The sequence below is a fragment of the Pseudooceanicola spongiae genome, assembly GCF_014899185.1.
In the GTDB taxonomy this organism is placed as follows: Bacteria; Pseudomonadota; Alphaproteobacteria; order Rhodobacterales; family Rhodobacteraceae; genus Pseudooceanicola; species Pseudooceanicola spongiae.
Genome location: NZ_CP045201.1, coordinates 1,930,853 through 1,950,728, shown reverse-complemented (window position 1 = coordinate 1,950,728; position 19,876 = coordinate 1,930,853). Strand labels below are relative to the sequence as shown.

At 62.8% G+C, this 19,876-nt stretch carries 15 protein-coding genes; 11 read left to right on the top strand and 4 right to left on the bottom strand.

Annotation, left to right across the window (positions count from 1 at the left end; all coding sequences use genetic code 11):
* The first annotated feature begins 93 nt into the window (after nucleotides 1-93).
* From F3W81_RS09185 to F3W81_RS09170, 4 genes are all read left to right on the top strand, one after another.
* Nucleotides 94-1,692: a bifunctional 3-(3-hydroxy-phenyl)propionate/3-hydroxycinnamic acid hydroxylase gene (locus tag F3W81_RS09185; protein ID WP_193083287.1), complete on the top strand. Its 1,599-nt coding sequence runs from the start codon at nucleotides 94-96 to the stop codon at nucleotides 1,690-1,692.
* 43 nt (nucleotides 1,693-1,735) lie between these two features.
* Nucleotides 1,736-2,293: a TRAP transporter small permease gene (locus F3W81_RS09180; RefSeq protein WP_193083286.1), complete on the top strand. Its 558-nt coding sequence runs from the start codon at nucleotides 1,736-1,738 to the stop codon at nucleotides 2,291-2,293.
* Nucleotides 2,294-2,320: 27 nt separating this feature from the next.
* Entirely contained in the window at nucleotides 2,321-3,622 is a 1,302-nt protein-coding gene (locus F3W81_RS09175; protein ID WP_193083285.1) for a TRAP transporter large permease, read from the top strand.
* Nucleotides 3,623-3,723: 101 nt separating this feature from the next.
* The gene (locus F3W81_RS09170; RefSeq protein ID WP_193083284.1) at nucleotides 3,724-4,734 is read left to right on the top strand and encodes a TRAP transporter substrate-binding protein; all 1,011 of its coding nucleotides are present in this window, start codon (nucleotides 3,724-3,726) and stop codon (nucleotides 4,732-4,734) included.
* A 49-nt stretch (nucleotides 4,735-4,783) separates the two neighbouring features.
* Here the strand turns inward: F3W81_RS09170 and F3W81_RS09165 are convergent, their stop codons facing one another.
* Entirely contained in the window at nucleotides 4,784-5,551 is a 768-nt protein-coding gene (locus tag F3W81_RS09165) for a helix-turn-helix domain-containing protein (protein ID WP_193083283.1), read from the bottom strand.
* A gap of 200 nt (nucleotides 5,552-5,751) precedes the next feature.
* Between F3W81_RS09165 and F3W81_RS09160 the strand changes: the two genes are divergently transcribed.
* From F3W81_RS09160 to F3W81_RS09150, 3 genes are all read left to right on the top strand, one after another.
* A complete protein-coding gene (locus F3W81_RS09160) occupies nucleotides 5,752-6,729 on the top strand; it encodes a VOC family protein (RefSeq protein ID WP_193083282.1) in 978 nt (325 codons plus the stop codon).
* Nucleotides 6,730-6,780: 51 nt separating this feature from the next.
* On the top strand, nucleotides 6,781-7,803 hold the full coding sequence (locus tag F3W81_RS09155; protein ID WP_226941928.1) for an NAD(P)H-quinone oxidoreductase: 1,023 nt from the start codon (nucleotides 6,781-6,783) through the stop codon (nucleotides 7,801-7,803).
* A 98-nt stretch (nucleotides 7,804-7,901) separates the two neighbouring features.
* Nucleotides 7,902-8,753, top strand: coding sequence for a fumarylacetoacetate hydrolase family protein (locus F3W81_RS09150; protein ID WP_193083281.1), 852 nt, complete (start codon nucleotides 7,902-7,904; stop codon nucleotides 8,751-8,753).
* A gap of 48 nt (nucleotides 8,754-8,801) precedes the next feature.
* Here F3W81_RS09150 and F3W81_RS09145 read toward each other — a convergent pair whose 3' ends face one another.
* A complete protein-coding gene (locus tag F3W81_RS09145; protein WP_193083280.1) occupies nucleotides 8,802-9,443 on the bottom strand; it encodes a TetR/AcrR family transcriptional regulator in 642 nt (213 codons plus the stop codon).
* Between the two features lie 306 nt (nucleotides 9,444-9,749).
* Between F3W81_RS09145 and hpbA the strand changes: the two genes are divergently transcribed.
* The 3 genes from hpbA (at nucleotide 9,750) to F3W81_RS09130 (ending at nucleotide 16,174) form a co-directional block, all read left to right on the top strand.
* Nucleotides 9,750-11,786: an N-methyl-L-proline N-demethylase HpbA gene (gene hpbA / locus F3W81_RS09140; RefSeq protein ID WP_193083279.1), complete on the top strand. Its 2,037-nt coding sequence runs from the start codon at nucleotides 9,750-9,752 to the stop codon at nucleotides 11,784-11,786.
* Between the two features lie 240 nt (nucleotides 11,787-12,026).
* Nucleotides 12,027-15,284 carry a glycoside hydrolase family 99-like domain-containing protein gene (locus F3W81_RS09135; protein ID WP_193083278.1) on the top strand — a complete coding sequence of 1,086 codons (3,258 nt, stop codon included), beginning with the start codon at nucleotides 12,027-12,029 and terminating at the stop codon, nucleotides 15,282-15,284.
* Nucleotides 15,285-15,526: 242 nt separating this feature from the next.
* Complete coding sequence (locus F3W81_RS09130) at nucleotides 15,527-16,174, top strand: class I SAM-dependent methyltransferase (protein WP_193083277.1); 648 nt, start codon at nucleotides 15,527-15,529, stop codon at nucleotides 16,172-16,174.
* On the opposite strand, the gene F3W81_RS09125 is transcribed toward F3W81_RS09130, so the two are convergent.
* Nucleotides 16,171-17,034, bottom strand: coding sequence for a DMT family transporter (locus F3W81_RS09125; RefSeq protein WP_193083276.1), 864 nt, complete (start codon nucleotides 17,032-17,034; stop codon nucleotides 16,171-16,173). The genes F3W81_RS09130 and F3W81_RS09125 overlap by 4 nt on opposite strands.
* Nucleotides 17,035-17,150: 116 nt before the next feature.
* Between F3W81_RS09125 and F3W81_RS09120 the strand changes: the two genes are divergently transcribed.
* Nucleotides 17,151-17,984: a helix-turn-helix domain-containing protein gene (locus F3W81_RS09120; RefSeq protein ID WP_226941927.1), complete on the top strand. Its 834-nt coding sequence runs from the start codon at nucleotides 17,151-17,153 to the stop codon at nucleotides 17,982-17,984.
* 36 nt (nucleotides 17,985-18,020) lie between these two features.
* Here the strand turns inward: F3W81_RS09120 and F3W81_RS09115 are convergent, their stop codons facing one another.
* Nucleotides 18,021-19,868 carry an ABC transporter ATP-binding protein gene (locus F3W81_RS09115; protein ID WP_193083274.1) on the bottom strand — a complete coding sequence of 616 codons (1,848 nt, stop codon included), beginning with the start codon at nucleotides 19,866-19,868 and terminating at the stop codon, nucleotides 18,021-18,023.
* Nucleotides 19,869-19,876 lie beyond the last annotated feature (8 nt).

The window sequence follows — 19,876 nt, the reverse complement described above, 5'->3', positions numbered from 1 at the left end:
CGGTCCGCAGATGGACGCGGGACCGACCGGCAGCGGACAAGTGGCAGACGCATGACAGGCCCTCTCAGGGCAACTCAGGAAAAGGTAGCAGCAATGTCCTCATACCCGAAAGAGGTGCCAGTGGTGATCGTGGGCGCAGGCCCGACGGGTCTGACAGCAGCCTGTCTTCTGGCGACGCTCGGCGTGGAGTTCGTGGTGCTGGAGCGCGACATTGGCCCGATGAACTTGCCCCGCGCGATCGTGATCGACGATGAGGGCGCGCGCACGCTGCAGGTCTTCGGCCTTGATCAGACCTATCTCCGTGACACATTGGCGGGCGACGGATCGCGCTATTACGACGATGACGGGAACTGCTTTGCCGAGACCGGACGCGGCCCCAGCAACTTCGGCTTTGCCAAGCGTCAGTTCATCTTTCAGCCCGAGCTGGAGGCCGCTCTGCGCGCACGCCTCGAACAGCTTGCCCCCGGTGCTCTGCGCTTCGGGGCTGAGGTCAGAGATATCGCGGAGAGCGGCGATCATGCCCTCGTCAGCGTTAGGGATGCTGCGGGCCATAGCCATAGCATCCGCACGCAGTGGGTGCTGGCCTGTGATGGGGGCCGCAGCCCGATCCGGGAACGGTTGGGCATCGCGATGTCGGGCAACACCTATGAGGAAGACTGGATCGTTGTCGACACCCGCAATGATCCCGACAAGAGCCTGCATTCAAAGTTCTTTTGCAGCGATGTGCGCCCGGCCGTCAGCGTACCCGCCCCTCATGGCGGGCGGCGCTACGAATTCATGCTGTTGCCCGGCGAAACCCGCGAAGACGTCCTGACCGACAGCTTCCTGGCCGAGGTGATGGCGCCGCTGCGCCCCTTCAAGCGCGAAGATATCATCCGCAAGACGGTCTACACCTTTCATGCCCGCATGGCCGAACAGTTCCGTGCCGGGCGCTGCCTGCTGCTGGGGGACGCCGCGCATCTGACACCGCCTTTTGCCGGGCAGGGCATGAACGCCGGGCTGCGCGATGCCCACAACGTCGCCTGGAAGATCGCAGCCATCGTCAGGGGCGGTGTCGCGCCGCAGATCATGGACAGCTACGATGACGAACGGCGCAAGCCCGCCTGGGACATGATCCAGCTGGCCGTCGCCATGGGCAGTATTGTCATGCCATCAGGGCGCGACCAGATCGTGTTTCGTGATCTGCTGCTGAAGGCGCTGGCGCCGTTTCCCAATGTCCGCGACTACTTGATCCAGATGCGCTTCAAGCCCAAGCCGCGCTATGGACAGGGCCTTTTCCTGGATCTTGAGGCGCCGTTGTTCGAAGCCTCGCTGGTGGGCGAAATGATCCCGCAGCCCTGGATCCGTGACCTCGGGCGGCTGGACAGCGCGCTTGGCGCGGGCTTCGCGCTGATCGCGCAGGGGCCCTTGGCAACCGCAGCGCTGGAAGGGTTGGACCAGGACAGCCTGTTGGGCCTGCCTCTCTCGCGCGTCTGCCTCTCGACCATGGGGACTGGCACGGGGCTGATCCCCGAGGACAGCGCGATTGCCCGGCCTTTCCTGACCCATCGCGACCAGATCCTTCTGGTGCGCCCGGACCGCTACTGCGCCGCCGCGATGTTCCCCGACGCGCTGGAGGAGGGGCTGGCGCGCTATGGCGGACTACTGCGCGACGACGGTGATCACCCGCAGGGCCGTGCTCCGCTGGCGTGACGAGGCGGCCTTGCGGGTCGCGTGAGAGTGAGGGAGGACGACAATGAAGATGATCTGGACCCGGTCCCATCTGCTGGCCCGCGGGCTGGCCCTGCTGGGTTTCACAGGCCTGCTGATTCTGGCGCTGATGACGACGACGGATGTTCTGATGCGCTGGCTCTTTAAGGCCCCGATACAGGGCGTCAACGATGTCAGCTCGGTGGTGATGGCGGTGGTGATCGCCGCCTGCATCCCCGCCAATCTGGCCATGAAACAGAACATCCGGGTCGAGGTCTTCGGCTCGCTTGGCGGCAAGACACTGCATCGCCTGCTCGAGGCGCTCTCCAGTGCGCTGACCCTGCTGTTCATCCTGCTGATCGCCTGGGAGTTCGTACCCTATGCCGCCTCGCTGCAGGCGAATGGTGATCGGACCTGGGTTCTGGGATGGCCGGTCTGGCCGTGGTGGAGCGTCGCCGCCCTGATGATGTGGCTCGCTGCTTTCGTGCAGGCGATGGTCTTTGTCTTCGACCTTGCCGCGCTGGTGCGGGGCAGGGCCAGCGGTCTTGGTCTAGACACCGACGCTGTCGCGGTCGCGCCGGACGATACCGGCACCCCGCTCTGAAATGCGCTCAGGATCAAGGACACGATGATGGACCCGCTTATTCTCGCCCTGCTGGGCTGCTGCGCAATGATGCTGCTGATCGTTCTGCATGTGCCCATCGGCATTTCGATGGCGCTGGTCGGCATGACCGGCTTTGCCCAGGTGGTCGGCTGGGGCCCGGCGCTGTCGCTGATGGCAAGCGAGCCTGCCTCGGCCATGGGCTCGCTCGATCTGGCGGTGATCCCGCTGTTCATGCTGATGGGCAGCCTTGCGGCCGCCAGCGGGCTGGCGACGGACGTCTATGACATGGCCGGCGCGCTGTTCGGTCACCGGCGCGGCGGGCTGGCGACGACGACCGTTCTGGCCAGTGCGGGCTTTGGGGCGATCTGCGGGTCCGGCGTGGCCACGACGGCGACCTTCGGGCGCGTCGCAATGCCGGAGATGCTGTCGCGCGGCTATCACCCCAGCCTCGCCTCCGGAGCGATTGCGGCGGGTGGGACGCTGGGGATCATCGTGCCACCCTCGGCGATGATGATCCTCTATTCCGTGCTGACCGAACAATCCGTGCTCAGTCTGTTCACGGCCGCGATCATTCCAGCGCTCCTTGCCGTGGTGTTCTACGCCATCGCCGTGCAGATCACCGCGATCCGCCACCCCGACCATGCACCAAGGTCGGACAAGATGCCGCTGCGCGACCGGCTCGCCGCCATCGGTCGGGCCTGGGGCGTGATCCTGCTGGCAGTCGTGGTGCTGGGCGGCATCTACTCGGGCATCTTCACGGTCAACGAAGCCGCGGCCATTGGCGTCGTCATCGCCTTCATCTTCGCCCTGTTGCGCCGCCGGCTGAGCCGCGCGACCTTCCTGCGGGTGATGGCCGAGGCGAGCGGCTCCACCGCGATGATCTACATCATGGTCTTTGGCGCGACGATCTTTTCCTACTTCATTTCCGTCACGGGGGGGGCGTCCTTTCTGGTCGGTGCCATCTCGGGCGCGGGGCTGCATCCCCTTGTGGTCATCTTCGGGATCCTGCTGCTCTATATTCTGCTCGGCGCGTTTTTTGACGAGGTGGCGGCCATGGTCATCACGCTGCCCTTTGTCATCCCGGTGATCCAGGGCATGGGCTACGATCTCGTGTGGTGGGGCATCATCAACGTGGTGGTGATCGGTATCGGCATGATCTCTCCGCCCATCGGGATCAACGTCATGCTGCTGAACTCCATGCATCGCGACATCCCGATCACCACGATCTATCGCGGCATCGTGCCCTTCCTGATCGCCGATCTGGTGCGCCTCACGGTGCTGGTGCTGTTCCCGTCGCTGACACTCTGGCTGCCATCGGTGCTGGGGTGAGGGATCTGTTCAGCAGGTGGACACCCCGAGCAGCCCGGTCGAGCGGATCCGCCAAGCCAGACACAGTGTTGCTCAATACATCGTTTAAAAGGGAGGGAATCATGACACTCAAAGGGATCGGACTTGCCGCGTCGCTTGCCATCGTCACGGTGGCCAGCGGCGCCAACGCAGAAATTCTGCGCCTGTCCAGCTTCGAGCCGCCGGTTGCGCATGTGACAAAGAACATCCTCACGCCCTGGGCGGCGGATGTGAACGCGGCCTCGGGCGGAGAACTGGACATCCAGATCTTTCCAGGCGGCACTCTGGGGCGCAATCCCGCGCAACAGCTGAAGCTGGTCGAGGATGGCGTCGCGGATATCGCTTGGGTCATTCCGGGCTATACGCCCGGCCGCTTCAACGAGGGCACCGTGGCCGAACTGCCGTTTCTGGTGCCGAGTGCCACCATCGGGTCGGACGCCATGTGGGATCTCTACGAACAGGGCGTGCTGAGCGGCGATTATGCGAACTTCAAGATGATCGGCATCATGACGTCCTCTCCGAACGGCTTTGCCAGCACTGCCAGCATTACGGCGCCCGGCGATCTAAAGGGCCTGAACGTGCGTGCGCCGGGGCCGGTCATGCTGTCGGCGATCAGTGCTCTGGATGCGGTGCCTGTCGGCGGGATCACCGGCCCAACCATGGCCGAAGCGATCAATCGCGGGCTGATCGACGGCACGTTCGTGCAGTTCGGCGCGATCGAGACCTTCCGCGTCGATGAGGTGATCAAGACCTATGTCGATTTGCCGCTGGGCGCGACGCCGATGCTGATCGTGATGAACAAGGCAAAATACGACAGCCTCTCCGACACGGCCCGCGCGGCGATAGACGCCAATTCCGGCGCGGCCTTCTCGCAGCGCTTCGGGGCATCCTTTGATGAGAACGTGGCCGAAGCCCGTGCCCGCATCCTCGGTAAATACGACATCGACCTTGTTGCGCCGGATGCGGCCCTCGCGGCGCAGTGGCAGGATGCGGTCTCGGTCGCGACGACAGACTGGATCGCAGACACAGAGAACGGCCAGCAGATCTACGATGCCTTCAAGGCCGCGCTCGCCAAGGCCGGCACCGCGCAATGAGCTGACGACAGGGCGCGGGCTTTGCCGCTCGCGCCTGCCGGCCGTGGTGCTAGACCTGCTCCAGGGCCAGCGAAATCCGCCGCGCCGTCGCCACCAGCTTGTCGCGATACCGCTCGACCGCGCTGTCGAAAGACAGGGCACTTCCGGTCCAGATGATCGTCAGGCAGGCAATGACCCGTGTGTCGCGAAAGATCGGGGCAGAGATGCTTTGGGTGGCCAGTCGATAGCCTTCTCTGCGGAAACCGACGCCGAGCTTTCGAGACTGCTCAAGGACGTACTCCAGCGGCCCGTCGCTCAGCATGACCGGGTGCGTCTGTCTCTCTTTGGCCAGCAAGCCGCGGATCGTCTGGGCACTTTCCTCTTCCTGCGAAAACGCGAGGTAAGCCCGTCCGCCCGCCGTCTCCAGCACCGGCAGCATCAAACCGACCATGCCGTGATCGATCGAATACGGGCTGATGTTATGAGTCGATTCCCGGATTTCCATGCGGTGGTCGTTGAAGATCACCAGATCCAGCGGCCACAGGATTTCCCGTCCCAGCCGCACCATTTCCGGCACGGCACTTTGTGACACCCAGTCCTCGTCGCGAAAGCCCGAGCTCAGCGATTTCGTCTGCAGTGTCGGGCGCCACTTGTCGGAGGAATGATCGCGCCCGACAAAACCCAGCCCCTCCAGCGTTTCCAGCAGACGATAGACGGTCGGACGCGGAATCCCGGTTTCTGCCGCCACTTCCGCCGCCTTCAGGCCATTGCGTTGATTGACCACCTGCAGCACCTGCAAGCCGCGCTCAAGCGATCTGACTGATCCGAAACCCGCCATGGCCTTCTCCTCCGCATGCCTCACCTGCTCTGGTGGTATCGGCCATGCTGCACCCGGACAAGGCTTGCGGGCTTCTGCGCCTCGGGTCTGTCCATAGGGCGGACAGCTGCGGCGCTGGCCGCGCCTCGGGGCCAGCAGGGCGCTACCCATGCCGGGACAGGGGCGCTCGCGCGCCTCCTTACCGCGCAGGAGATCGACTGATGGCACTCAAATCCCTCGGCTATATCGGCATCCGCTCCTCCCGGACCGAGGAGTGGGGCGGCTTTGCGACGCAGCTTCTGGGCATGCAGCAGGTCGACCGTGGTGCGGGGTCTGCCGCCTTTCGCATGGATGACCGCAAGCAACGCCTCATGGTCACGGATGTCGGCAGCGAAGGGCTGGACTTCATGGGCTGGGAAGTCGACAGCCCCGCCGAGCTGGATCGTCTCGCCACGCGGCTTGAAAACGCGGGCGTGGCGGTGCGGCTCGAAAGCGCCGCGCTGGCCGACCAGCGGCTGGTGGGGTCTCTGATCTCGTTCAGCGACCCGGATGGCAACCACATCGAGGTGTTCTGCGCGCCGCATATCGCCACCGACCCCTTCGTGCCGGCGCGTCCGATTTCGGGCTTCAAGACCGGCACTCTGGGGATGGGCCATGCGGTCCTGCACGTCACGGATGCGCAGGCTCTGCTGCCGTTTTATCGCGATCTGCTGGGCTTCAGCGTGACCGACTATGGCATGCAGCCCTATCAGCTCTACTTCTTTCACCTGAACGGACGCCACCACAGCTTTGCGATGGTGGGCAGCGGTCGCAAGGGCCTGCACCATTTCATGGTTGAGCTGCAGTCGCTGGATGATGTCGGGCAGGGCTATGATCTGGCGCAGGCCGACGGCAATGTCGCCTATACGCTGGGCCGTCACTCCAACGACCACATGATGAGCTTTTACGCCACCAGCCCCTCGGGCTTTTTCGTCGAATACGGCTGGGGTGCGCGGGTCATCGATCCCGACACTTGGCAGCCGCATGAGACCACGGACGGACCCAGCTACTGGGGCCATGACCGGCTCTATCTGCCCGAAGGCGACCCGGCACGCGACAGCCTGCGCGAGATGCGCATGGATGCGGCACGACGGGGCAGGCGCGCGGGCGACCCGGTCCCCGATTGCGCCTGGTTGGACAGTGTCGTGCGCCGCGAATAGCGCCCGCCCACGCGATCTTCATTTACGCCAAACTGACAGGAGGGGGGATCCATGATCGCCCATAGCCCGATGACCATTTCCCACAAACTGCCAACCGAACAGACCGCCATCGTGATCACCGGGGCCGGGGGGCCAGAGGTTCTGCACCCCGCCACGGTCGCCGTCCCGGCGCCGGGGCCCGGCCAGATCCTGATCCGGGTCGCTGCCGCAGGGATCAACCGCCACGACTGCCTCCAGCGCGCCGCGGGTATTCACCATGATGGTCAGCCGGTTCCGGGGCTTGAGGCGGCGGGCCATGTCGCCGCCCTCGGGGCCGGTGTGACGCAGTTCGGCATCGGGGATGCGGTGATGGCGTTGCTTCAGGGCGGTGGCTATGCGCCCTTCGCTCTGGCCGAGGCCGCCGTCACGATGCCGGTACCCGAAGGTCTGGACATGCTGCACGCCGCCGCCGTGCCAGAGGCGCTGTTCACCGCCTGGTGGAACTTCTTCGCCCTGATGGAGCTGAAGACTTCGGGCGTCGCTCTGATCCATGGTGGCACCAGCGGCGTCGGCCATCTGGCTCTTCAGGCCATGTCAGCGCTTGGCTACAGGGTGATTGCCACGGCTGGCAGTGCCGACAAGATCGAAGCGGCCCGGCGCTTTGGCGCCCTTGACGCCTTCCATTATAACGACCCGGATCTGGCGCAAAAGGTGCTGAAGGCCACGGGCGACGTCGGGATCTCAGCCTTGCTCGACGTCTCTGCCGGGGCGCATCTGGCGGCTGATCTGGCCATGATGGCACCCGATGGCTGTATCGCCCACCTCTCCGGTGGTGGCGGCGCCACGCTGAATGTCCCTCTGAAGGCGCTGATGGCCAAGCGCATCAGGATCACCGGGTCCCTGCTGCGCCCTCTGGCGTTGTCGCGCAAGGCCAAGGTGGCGCAGATGCTGCGCCGCGATGTCTTGCCCCTGCTGGGCACCCGGGTGCGCCCGCACCTCGCCGCGACCTTCCCGCTGGAACAAGCCGCAGCGGCGCACCGCCAGATGGAGGAGGGGCGCCACATCGGCAAGATCGTCCTCGCGGTCGCTTCCTGACGCCACTGTCCATCTAGTGGACATGCGCCACGCAGCAGAGGCCCCGGCCTGACAGCACACCTATCACGGTGACGAAACGCAGTAACAGGATCACAACCATGCGGATATCCTCCTACATCACCTCAGACGGAACAGCCTCGTACGGGGTCGTGCACGCGGGCCAGCTGCACGATGCCGGCGCAGCGCTGCGCGGCAAATATCCCGATCTGCGCGCGGTCCTCGCGGCCGGCGCCCTGTCCGAGGTCGCAACGGCGGCGCAGTCCGGCGAAGCGATCGCCCTGTCCGATGTCACGCTGGTCTCGCCGGTACCGAACCCCGACAAGATCATCTGCATCGGCCTGAACTACATGACCCACATCAAGGAAACCGGGCGCGACAAACCGGCCAAGCCGTCGATCTTCACCCGCTATCCGTCCTCCATCGTCGGCCACGACGTCCCGATGATCCGCCCGCGCGCCTCGGACTGGTTCGATTTCGAAGGCGAACTGGCGGTCATCATCGGCACCCGGGGCCGCGACATTTCCGAAGCGGACGCGATGGACCACGTCGCGGGCTACAGCTGCTTCAACGACGGCTCGGTGCGCGATTACCAGCGGCACACCTCGCAGTTCTGGGCGGGGAAGAACTTTGTCGACAGCGGCGCCATGGGCCCCTGGCTGGTCACTGTGGACGAGATGACGGACCCGGCGGCACAGACGATGGAAACCCGTCTCAATGGCCAGGTGGTGCAATCGACCCCGATCAGCGATCTGGCATTCTCGATCCCCGAACTGATCGCCTACCTCTCGATCGTGACCGAGCTTTTGCCGGGCGACATCATTGCCACGGGCACACCCAGCGGCGTCGGCCTGTTCCGCGACCCCAAGCTGTTCATGGCCGACGGTGATCTGATCGAGGTCGAAATTTCGGGCATCGGCATCCTGTCGAACCCGATCCGCGATCAGTCCTGAGGAGCGCGCCCGTCCCGACCCGGTTGCCCCGTCGGGACGGGCATCAGCTCAGCCCGGTTTCGCAGCCGTGTAACCAATCTTGGCCTTGAAGCGGGCCATCTCATGCTCAGGGGGGCGCTTGCCGGTATAGATCTCGACATAATGCGGAAAACGCGCCAGCCGCTCGTCGATATCCTCGCGCACGCGGGTCGAGATATAACCCAGCTGCACCAGATAGATCGCCCGCGCCCGCACATCCGCATCGATGGGGGAATGTCCCCATGTCTCCAGCAGGGCCCGAAGCGCCGTCAGACGCTCGCCATCCGCACGTTGCAGGCGGTCCTGCACCTCGGGGTCCTGCTGGGCCCAGCTGCGCACCGCCAACTCTAGCCGTGAATCGAAATCCGTATCCGACAGGAAGGACGAGATCACGTTCAGCATCGCCTCAGTTTCGGTCGCCGCAAACTCGGTGGTGGCGCGCACAAGATGATGGGTGGTCGTGGTTTCCCATCGCTGCAGCAGGCCGTCCAGAAGCTGTTTGCGATCCTTGAAGAACCAGTAGAAACTGGTGCGCGACAACTTCAGCGCAGAGGCGAGCGGCATGATCTTCACCGCATCGATACCTTTCTCGACAAGCACGTCATAGGCCGCATCCAGCCAAAGCTCCCGAGAGCCGCGCCAGCCGCGATCCTGCACCGTGTCTTGCGTCATCTTCATCTCCGCGTCGCGGGTGCAGGGTCGCACGCCTCAGGCACTGTCTGTAAAATGTGCGTTGATGTCCATTCCCTGTACGGCGTTCTCCGTGCCCCGCATCGAAAGGTCCGAGGGCAAATGCGCAACGACGCAGGCCAAGCCATTAGAATGATACGCTGTCTTTGGCGAAAGGCGACCGCCCGCCATTCAGACGTCTGAGATGGCATAAATAGACATCAATGAACTTTATATTGACAGGTGTGAACATTTTCAGAAATCTGCTGGCAATCGCCAGTGGTGGCAGACTTTGGGAATGCATCTGACATGTCGACCGATCCGCTTCTTCAGCCCTTTCAGCTCAAGCACCTGACCTTGAAAAACCGCATCATGATCACGAGTCATGAGCCGGCCTATCCCGAGGACGGCATGCCGAAGGAGCGCTATCTGAACTACCATCTGGAGCGCGCCCGTGCGGGTGTCGCCCTGACCATGACCGCCGGCTCGGCTTCGGTTGCGCGCGACAGCCCACCGGTGTTCAACAATATTCTGGCCTGGAAAGACGAAGTCGTCGGCCACATGAAAAAGCTCTCGGATGCCTGCCACGACGAGGGCTGCGCGGTGATGATCCAGCTGACGCACCTTGGGCGGCGCACCAGATGGGACAAGGCGGATTGGTTGCCCGTCGTCTCGCCCAGTCATGAACGTGAGGCTGCGCACAGATCCTTTCCCAAGAAGTTGGAGGACTGGGATATCGCCCGGATCATCGGGGACTACGCCGATGCGGCCGAACGGATGCAGGCTGCCGGGCTCGACGGGATCGAAATTCAGGCCTACGGGCATCTGATGGACCAGTTCTGGTCGCCTCTGACCAATGACCTCGACGGGCCCTATGGCGGCAGCCTGGAAAATCGCCTGCGCTTTACCTTCGAGGTGCTTGCGGAAATTCGTCGCCGCTGCGGCGAGGCGTTTCTGGTCGGTGTGCGCTATACTGGCGACGAACTGCTGAAAGGCGGCTTTGACGCCAAAGACGGCTTCGAGGCCTCACGCCTTTTCAAGGACAGTGGTCTTGTCGATTTCCTCAACGTCGTGCGGGGCCATATCGACACCGATGCGGGCCTGACCGATGTCATCCCGATCCAGGGCATGAAAAGCGCGCCGCATCTCGATTTCGCGGGCGAGATCCGAAAGGCGACGAACTTTCCCACCTTCCACGCCGCCAAGATTCAGGACGTGGCGACCGCCCGCCATGCCATCGCCGCGGGCAAGGTCGACATGATCGGCATGACCCGCGCCCATATGACCGATCCCCATATCGTGCGCAAAATCCGCGAGAAGCGCGAAGATGACATTCGCCCCTGCGTCGGGGCCAACTACTGTCTCGACCGGATTTATCAGGGCGGTCTGGCCTTCTGCATCCACAATGCCGCGACCGGGCGCGAGGAAACGATGCCGCAGACGATCCCTGTGGCAGAGGTCAAGAAGCGCATCACCATCGTCGGCGCCGGTCCCGCCGGTCTGGAAGCCGCCCGCGTCGCGGCCGAGCGTGGCCATGCCGTGACCGTGTTTGAGGCTGCCGCCAAGCCGGGCGGCCAAATTCGCCTGACCAGCCTGCAGGAGCGTCGCCGCGAGATGATCTCGATCATCGACTGGCGGATGATGCAATGCGCCAAGCACGATGTCACCTTTCATTTCAACACCTTCGCCAACGAAGACGATATCCTCGCGACCCGGCCTGACGAGGTGATCATCGCCACGGGGGGCCTTCCCCATACCGAGGTTCTGGAGGCTGGAAACGAACATGTCGTCTCCGCCTGGGATATTCTGGCGGGCGATGTCAAACCGGGCACCAATGTTCTGGTCTATGATGATGCGGGTGACAATGCGGGCATTCAGGCGGCTGATCTGATCTCGGCGACTGGCGCGAAGGTTGAGATCATGACGCCCGATCGCAGCTTTGCACCCGAGGTCATGGCGATGAACCTCGTGCCCTACATGCGCAGCCTTCAGGGGCGCGAAACGACCTTCACCGTGACCTGGCGGCTGAAATCGGTGGCCGTCTCGGGCAATCAGCTCGAAGCCACCGTCGGCAGCGATTATGGCGACGCGGTGCGGGTGCGTCTGGTCGATCAGGTGGTGGTCAACCACGGTACCCGTCCGCTCGATGATCTCTATTTCGCGCTGAAACCGCAGAGCCTCAACCTCGGCGAAGTGGACTACCAGGCGCTGATCGCGGGGCATGCACAGACTGTCGCCACCAACCCCGATGGGGCGTTCCGGCTGTTCCGCATCGGCGATGCCGTGGCCAGTCGCAACACCCATGCGGCGATTTACGACGCGCTCCGGCTCGTGAAGGACCTCTGATCGCGCACCAAGCTTATTCTGGCGCTCTGACCTGACGGTATCAGGGCGCCGGCCCGCTTTGATCCCGAACGGATTTGACGTTTCCGCAAAATTTGCCTCCGCTGCCAAAGGCCTCTGCGGTTTCACGCGCCCTGGCGGGACCGAGCAGGGAGTTTCTTGCTTTGTTTAATTCAGCCCATTAAAGTCGCGTAAATCCTGCGCTGACCTCTGGTCGGAAATAAATTCATCAAAGTGAGAAAAATGAAAAAACCTCCTGAGCTTCTGCCGGACGGAGAAAGATATCTGCCGCAATTCGCTGGTACGATAGAATTGGAGCACCTTCATCGCTACCAGCTGGCCAGAAGAATCGCCGCAGGTCTGGACGTACTCGATATTGCCTGTGGCGAGGGGTACGGCACAAAGATTTTGATGGGGGCCGCCAAGTCTGTCATTGGCGTCGACATTAGTGCAGCAGCCGTCGAACACGCTGCCTTTCATTATCCGGACCCAAACGTTTCATTCCGCGTGGGTGGCGCAAAACATATTCCCGTCTCAGATGATGCGGTGGATATGATCGTATCGTTCGAGACCATTGAACACCTCGTCGAACACGAGGAGATGCTTCTGGAGCTTAAACGTGTCCTGCGCCCTGGCGGAGTTCTGCTGATTTCCAGCCCGAGCAAACTCGAATATTCGGATAAGCCGGGCTATTCGAACCCGTTCCATGTTCGCGAACTCTACACTGAAGAGTTCATTGAATTGGTTGGCCGTCATTTCAGGAATTCCAAGCATTTTGGCCAGCGTCTCAGTGCGGCCTCTCTCATTGCCAATGATACCGACAGCGCCCCGTTTTTCGTCTTTGCGGGCAACGAGTCCCAACCGGGCGTCCCCGAGGCCCGCTATGATCTGATTTTGGCATCAGATGACGATTTGCCGGATTTCCCGCATTCAGCCTATGAAATACCGCAAAGCACGTTGCAGCCCTATGTCGCGGAAGCCTATCGCGCCTCGTCCGAGGCTTACCGGGCCTCAGCCGAGGAACAGATTGCGGGCCTCATCACCACACGAGATCAGATCTCGGCACAAGTGCGGGAACTGGGCGAAAAGGCGCAGCAGGCAGAGGCACGAGTCGCCAATCTGGAGCAGCAACTTGCAGCGCGTCATGCCGAGTTGGAGCAGCACCTGGCAGCGCATCATGTCGAGTTGGAACAGCAACTTGCATCGCGTCATGTCGAGCTTGAGCAGCACCTGGCAGCGCATCGTGCCGAGGTTGAACTTTGGGCCAGACAGTCAGAGGCGCTTGAGATTTGGGGTGCGCAATACCAGGCCCGCGCCGCTGAGGCCGAGGGCCACCTGAACACCGTTGTTGGCATCACCAACTCGGTCCTTACAAGTAAATGGTGGCGTCGGTCCCGTGTCTTTCGTCGCTGGACCAACAGTTTGCGAAAGCGGCGGGGACAGCCCAAAAAATACTGGCCGACCCGTGTCGAGATGCCTCAACTCAGCGCTGTGACCGAGCGCCCGTCGGCCTTGCCACGCCCACAAGAACCAGTCTTTCATCACGACGAGACACCACAACAGCTTGTGGAATCGCATACCCCCGAACGGCATCAGGAGGAATGGCTCACTTACACGCCCCTCTCAGGGGTCCCGGCTCCGTTCGGCCGCAGTGTTGTCGATGTTCCAGATGTTCCGATCGTGCCCTATTCGGATATCGACGAAGGCTTTGTTCCCTACACAGCACATGAGCCTTTTCTAAATCCGGATGTCCGTGCCATTGCATTCTATTTGCCTCAGTTTCATCCCTTTGCGGAAAATGATGCCTGGTGGGGAAAAGGATTTACCGAGTGGACAAATGTCGGCAAGGCGAAGCCCCTCTTTCCCGGGCATCACCAGCCGCACTGCCCGATCCATTTGGGCTATTATGATCTGCGTGTTGCCGAGATCATGCGCGAACAGGCACGGCTAGCGCGAAATTACGGCATCTCCGGTTTCGCATACTATTTCTATTGGTTTGCCGGAAAACTTCTGATGCAATCTCCATTGGAGAAAATGCTCGAAGATCCTGAGGTCGATATTCCGTTCTGCATGATCTGGGCAAACGAGAACTGGACGCGACGCTGGGATGGCGCTGACCACGAAGTGCTCATCGCTCAGGATCACTCGTTCGATGATTCCCGCGCAATGATCGAGTACCTGTTCAAATTCATGATGGATCCTCGCTACATTCGGATCGACGGCAAACCGCTGCTCATCATTTATCATTCGATCCTCATTCCGGATTTCGAGGAAACGGTGGCGCTCTGGCAGAAAGAAGCGCGCCAGAAGGGGTTTGATGGGCTCTATGTGGTTTCCGCACAGACCTTCGGCTTTCATCCCTCCGAGGGAAGTGGGCTCGATGCGGTGATGGAATTCCCGCCCCACAATATCAACGCGACCGAAGTCACTGACAAGGTTCCTGGTCTGGCTGAGGATTTCTCTGGCCAAATTTATGACTATAGCGCTCTCGTCGGGAATGAGGTGATAAAGCCGGACCCGGATTATCGGCTCTTCCGCACCTCGTTTCTGTCCTGGGACAATACGGCCAGACGCGGGAAAAAATCTCATGTCTTCACGGATTTCAGCCTCACCCGCTATGGCCAATGGCTGGCCGCCAATCTCGAAACTGCGGCAAAGGACGAGACGCGATCAGCCGATGAACGCATCGTCTTTATCAACGCCTGGAACGAATGGGCCGAGGGCACGCATCTGGAGCCCGACTCCGCGCATGGCTATGGCTACCTCGATGCAACCCGCAAGGTTCTGGCGAATTATGACGGTGCAGCCGGTCCGTTCCAGCGCCCCGCCATCCCGGAAACGACCGAGGCCCGCTACGCCGTGATTGCCCATGTGCATTATGCGCAGACATGGCTTGAACTGCAGGCCGCGATCGAGTCGCTGCCCGGGGTCGACGTCTATGTCACAACGACCACGCTGGAGACGGCGCAGTTCATCGCGGACAACATGCCTCGCGCGATTGTCGAGATCGTCGATAACCGTGGCCGCGACGTCCGCCCCTTTCTGATGACAATGCAGCGGCTGGCGCATCTGAACTACAAAGCCGTTTGCAAGGTTCATGGGAAAAAGTCGGCCTATCGCACCGATGGCGACACGTTGCGTCAGCAGCTAACCAGCACCCTTCTCAAACCTTCGGTGATCGAGATGTTCGAACAGGACCACGGTCTTGGGCTGGTGGCGGCGGAATCTTCCATGATTGCTCATAACGCGCAGAACATGAATTTCGATCAGGCTCTGGTCGATGCGATCTCAGCGGAAATCGGGATTCCGTTCCGGATGGGGCGCTTTCCGGCGGGGACTATGTTCTGGGCCTCTCCGCAAGCCATCGCGCCTCTCACCGCGTTGAACATTCGCAGCTTTGACGTTGAACGGGGGCTTGCCGACGGCACGAGGGCACATGCAATTGAACGCCTTTTCGCCACGGTGACCGAGGCGCGCGGGTTCTCGGTCCAGACCCTCTAGGACACGGGGGGCAGGCACCACGCGGCAAGGCGACCGCCGCATCTGCTGACCCAGACAGACACTGCACAGAGCGGCGCTGCGACAATCGCAGCGCCGTTTTCCTTCAAGAAGCCCCCATCTGTCATCGCGGAGTGTCGTATCCTGCGGGATGGCCTCAGCCCTCTGCACAGTCCCGGCGATCTTAACCAAACAGAAACCATGCCGCGCCAAACCTTGCAGCGTCACGCGAGAGGACGCCCGCCATGGACAGCCACTACGAAGCCAAACGCTCTGATTTTGCCGACGCCAGCCACCGCAGCTATGTCGGCGGCATGTGGGAGGATCTTGGCGCCCTGCAATTCGACGATCTGGTGGGACAGGGGCTGCGCCCGTCCCATCGCCTGCTGGATATCGGTTGCGGGTCCCTGCGCGGCGGGGTGCGCTTCATCGACTATCTCGATCCGTTCCACTATTTCGGGACCGACATCAACGCCGCCCTGATCGAGGCGGGGCGCGAGCGCGAGCTGACCGCGGCGCAGCGCGACAGGCTCGGGCCAGACAGCTTTCGCGTCAGCGATACCTTCGATTTCAATTTCGACGGGCCCGCCTTCGACTTTGCCATCGCCTTTTCGCTGTTCACGCATCTGACGCAGAACAAGATCCGCCTCTGCCTGAGCAACCTGCGGCACAAACTGAACGGCCCGCTCTGCGCCACGGTTTTCCTGAGCGAGAACACGGATGTCTCACAGCCGCAGCTGCAAAAGGACGGCATCGCGAGCTGGCATTTTCGCGACCCCTATCACTATTCCCGCCAGCAGATCGCCGACATGGCCCGCGACACCGGCTGGCAGGTTGCGCAGATCAGCGACATCGCTCATCCGCGCAATCAGTGGATGGTCCGGTTTCGTTAGCTGCGACGGCGAAACATGACGACATTGCCCAAGGCCGCCAGCACGACGCCCAAAATGGCCGTCACGCTCCATTGATAGTTCTCGAACAGGGTCGATGCGGTCAGCGCGACGATGGGAAACAGCACTGTCGCATAGCCCGCCGCGGCCGACCCCAGACGCGCCACCAGCATGAGGTATGTCGTGAACCCGATGATCGAGCCGATGACCGACAGATAGAGCAGAGCCGTCCAGTAGGCCGCGCCCTGTGGCAGCACCAGCGGCTGACCCGTCACTCCCAGCAGGGTCAGAAGCGCCAGCGCGCCAATCCCCATCCCCCAGGCATTCGCCGTCAACGGCGCGATGCCGAGCGCGCTGTTGCGACGCGACGCCATGTTGCCCCAGGAAAAGAAGGTCGTGCCAAGCACCGCCCAGCCGATCCCGCGCAGTGCCGCCGGATCAATCTCGACCGCCAGATCGTGCCAGAACATCAGCACGAGGCCCGACACCCCGAGAATACCGGCGAAAAGGGCCTGACGGCTCATGCGCTCGCCAAAGAAAATCCGCGCGTTGATCGCGTTCAGGATGGAGGCCAGCGAGAAGATCACCGACACCAGCCCCGAGGGGATCGAGGTGGCCGCCGTATAAAGGCAGAGGAAGTTGAAGCAGAACAGGCACAGCGCCTGCAGCACGACAAATCGCCAGACCGGCGGGCGGCGCAGCCTGCCTGTCAGGGCGAGGCCCGCCAGCAGCAAAATCCCCGCCAGCGCGAAGCGGTAGAAAACCGAAACGGCGATCGGCACTGCGCCGATCTGGGCGGTGATCGCGATCCAGGTCGTGCCCCAGATGAAGACGGTAGCGATAAACAGGATGGGTGTGCTCATGGACGGCTCCTTTGACGCTGCGCATACCGCATTGCACGCCGCCGCCCTTGCATAATCTTGCGGTTATCGTGTTCAGAGGCATTCCCATGCGGCGCGGGGCAGGATTAAAGGGCTCCATGACCTCTGTTCGTGATTTCCTTGAGGGCTCGCCCTCCGCTCGTGCTGTCGCCGGTCTCGACCTTGGCGCAGGCCGCTCGGTCACGATCTGGGAGAACGCGCATGACCGCATCCGCTACGATGCCCCCGAGGGGCACGCCTTCAGCCTGTATCTGAAAGGCGGCACCGGCACGCGCCGCCTTGATGCGGGGCCGGAAACGGGACGCCCCGGCACGGTCTGCATCCTGCCAGAGGGGCAGGGGTCGGACTGGGAAATCACCACGCCCTTCCGCTTTGTGCACCTCTATATCCCCGACGCACCACTGCGGGCGGCTTTTGCCGACATTCATGATCGCGATTCCCGGCTGCTGGATCTGAGCCCCGCGACCTTCGCCGAGAGACCCTTGCTGGCTGCGCCCCTGACGGCGCTGGCGCAGGCCGCCTGCGCAGAGGATGTTCTTAAGGCTGAGGCCGCCGTTGCCGACCTCGTTGCGCATCTTGGCCTGCGTCCGGTGCCTCTCAGCGGCGGGCTTTCCCCGCGTGTCCTGCGCCGCATTGATGACTGGATCGACAGCCATCTGGATGCGAACCTCAGTCTGGCGGATCTGGCGGCCGTTGCGGATCTGTCGCCGTTTCATCTGCACAGGATGTTCCGCGCCTCCAGAGGCATGGCGCCCCACGCCTGGATCCTGCGCAAAAGGATCGGGCGTGCCACAGCCATGCTGCGCACTGCCTGCCCGCTGATCGAGATTGCCGTCGCCACCGGCTTTTCCAGCCAGAGCCATTTCACCCGCGCCTTCAGAGCTCAGACCGGCATGACGCCGACCGGCTATCGCAGGGCACTGACGCAATAACCCCTCAAGATAGCCGGTTTTTGCTGTGGACTGCCGCTATTCGTCTGCGGCCAGAAACCCGCCCGACTGGCGCTGCCAGAGCCGCGCATAAAGCCCGCCCTGCGACAGCAGCTCGCCGTGGCTGCCCTGTTCGATGATGCGGCCCTTGTCCATGACGATCAGCCGGTCCATCGCGGCGATGGTCGACAGGCGGTGCGCAATGGCGATGACGGTCTTGCCTTGCATCAGCACCTCAAGACGCGACTGGATCGCGGCCTCGACTTCGCTGTCGAGCGCACTTGTCGCCTCGTCCAGGATCAGGATCGGCGCGTCCTTCAGGGCAACCCGCGCAATCGCGATCCGCTGGCGCTGACCCCCGGACAGCTTGACGCCGCGCTCGCCGACATGGGCGTCCAGACCCCTCCGGCCCACGCTGTCGGACAGGTCGGGGACAAAGCCGTCGGCCTCGGCCATGCGCAGTGCGTCGATGATTTGCGCCTCTGACGCATCAGGCCGACCATAGGCGATGTTTTCGCGCACCGAGCGGTGCAGGAGGGAGCTGTCCTGCGTCACCACACCGATCGCCGCGCGCAGGCTGTCCTGCGTCACGCCGTCGATGCGCTGGCCGTCGATGGTGATCGCGCCTTCCTCGATATCGTGAAAGCGCAGCAGCAGGTTGATCAGCGTCGATTTTCCTGCACCGGATCGGCCGACAAGGCCGACCCGCTCACCCGGGCGCAGGTGCAGCGACAGATCCTCCAGCACCGCCATCGGGCGCGCGCCTTCCATCCCGGCGTAGCGGAATGTGACGTGGTCAAAGCGTACCTCGCCCGGCCCCTTGATCAGCGGCGTTGCGGTCGGAGCATCGCGCACCTCGCGCGGCAGGGCGAGGCTGGTGATGCCGTCGCGCACGGTGCCGATGTTTTCAAACAGCGCCGCGAATTCCCACATGATCCAATGCGCCATATTGTTCAGACGCAGCGCCAGCGGCACGGCAACGGCGACAGAGCCCACGGCAACCTCGCCCACCGACCACAGCCACAACCCCAGCCCGGCGACCGAGACGACCAGCCAGACGTTGATCAGGTTCAGCACGATGTCCTGCAGGCTCGACAGGCGCATCTGCGCATGCACGGTGCCCAGAAAGCGGTCCATGCCATCGCGCATCCAGCGCTCCTCGCGGTCGGAGTGCGAGAACAGTTTGACCGTTGCGATATTGGTGTAGCTGTCGACGATGCGCCCCGTCATACCACTGCGCGCGTCGGCCTGTTCCTGCGCCACGCGCCCCAGACGCGGCACGATGTGCCAGAGCATCGCGCCGTAAGCCACCGCCCAGAGCACGAAGGGAATCGCCAGCCGCCAGTCCTGACTGGCCGCCAGCACCATCGCCCCGATAAAGTAGATCAGCACATAGCTGCCCACGTCCATCACCTTCATCGCCACTTCGCGCACGGCCAGCGCGGTCTGCATCAGCCGCTGCGCGATGCGCCCGGCGAATTCGTCCTGGAAATAGCCCACTGACTGGCGCAACAGATAGCGGTGTGCCTGCCAGCGGATACGTTGCGGGAAGTTGCCCATCAGCGACTGGTGCAGCACCAGCGAGGTGACGGTGTTCAGCAGTGGCATCACGATCACCAGCACCACGGCCATCAGGGCTATGCGCCCGCCCTCCTGTGCCCAGAACACCTCTTTCGGGGTATCGGACAGGCGGTCGATCAGCTGCCCCAGCCAGCCGAACAGGGCGACCTCGATCAGCGCGATCAGGCCCGAGCCGATGGCCAGAAGCACCAGCCACGGCAGCACGCCCCGGCTGTAGTGCAGCACGAAACGCACCAGCGAGCGCGGCGGCATCGCGGGGGGCTGATCGGGATAGGGATCTATGCGACGCTCAAACCAGGCGAACATGGGGCGGC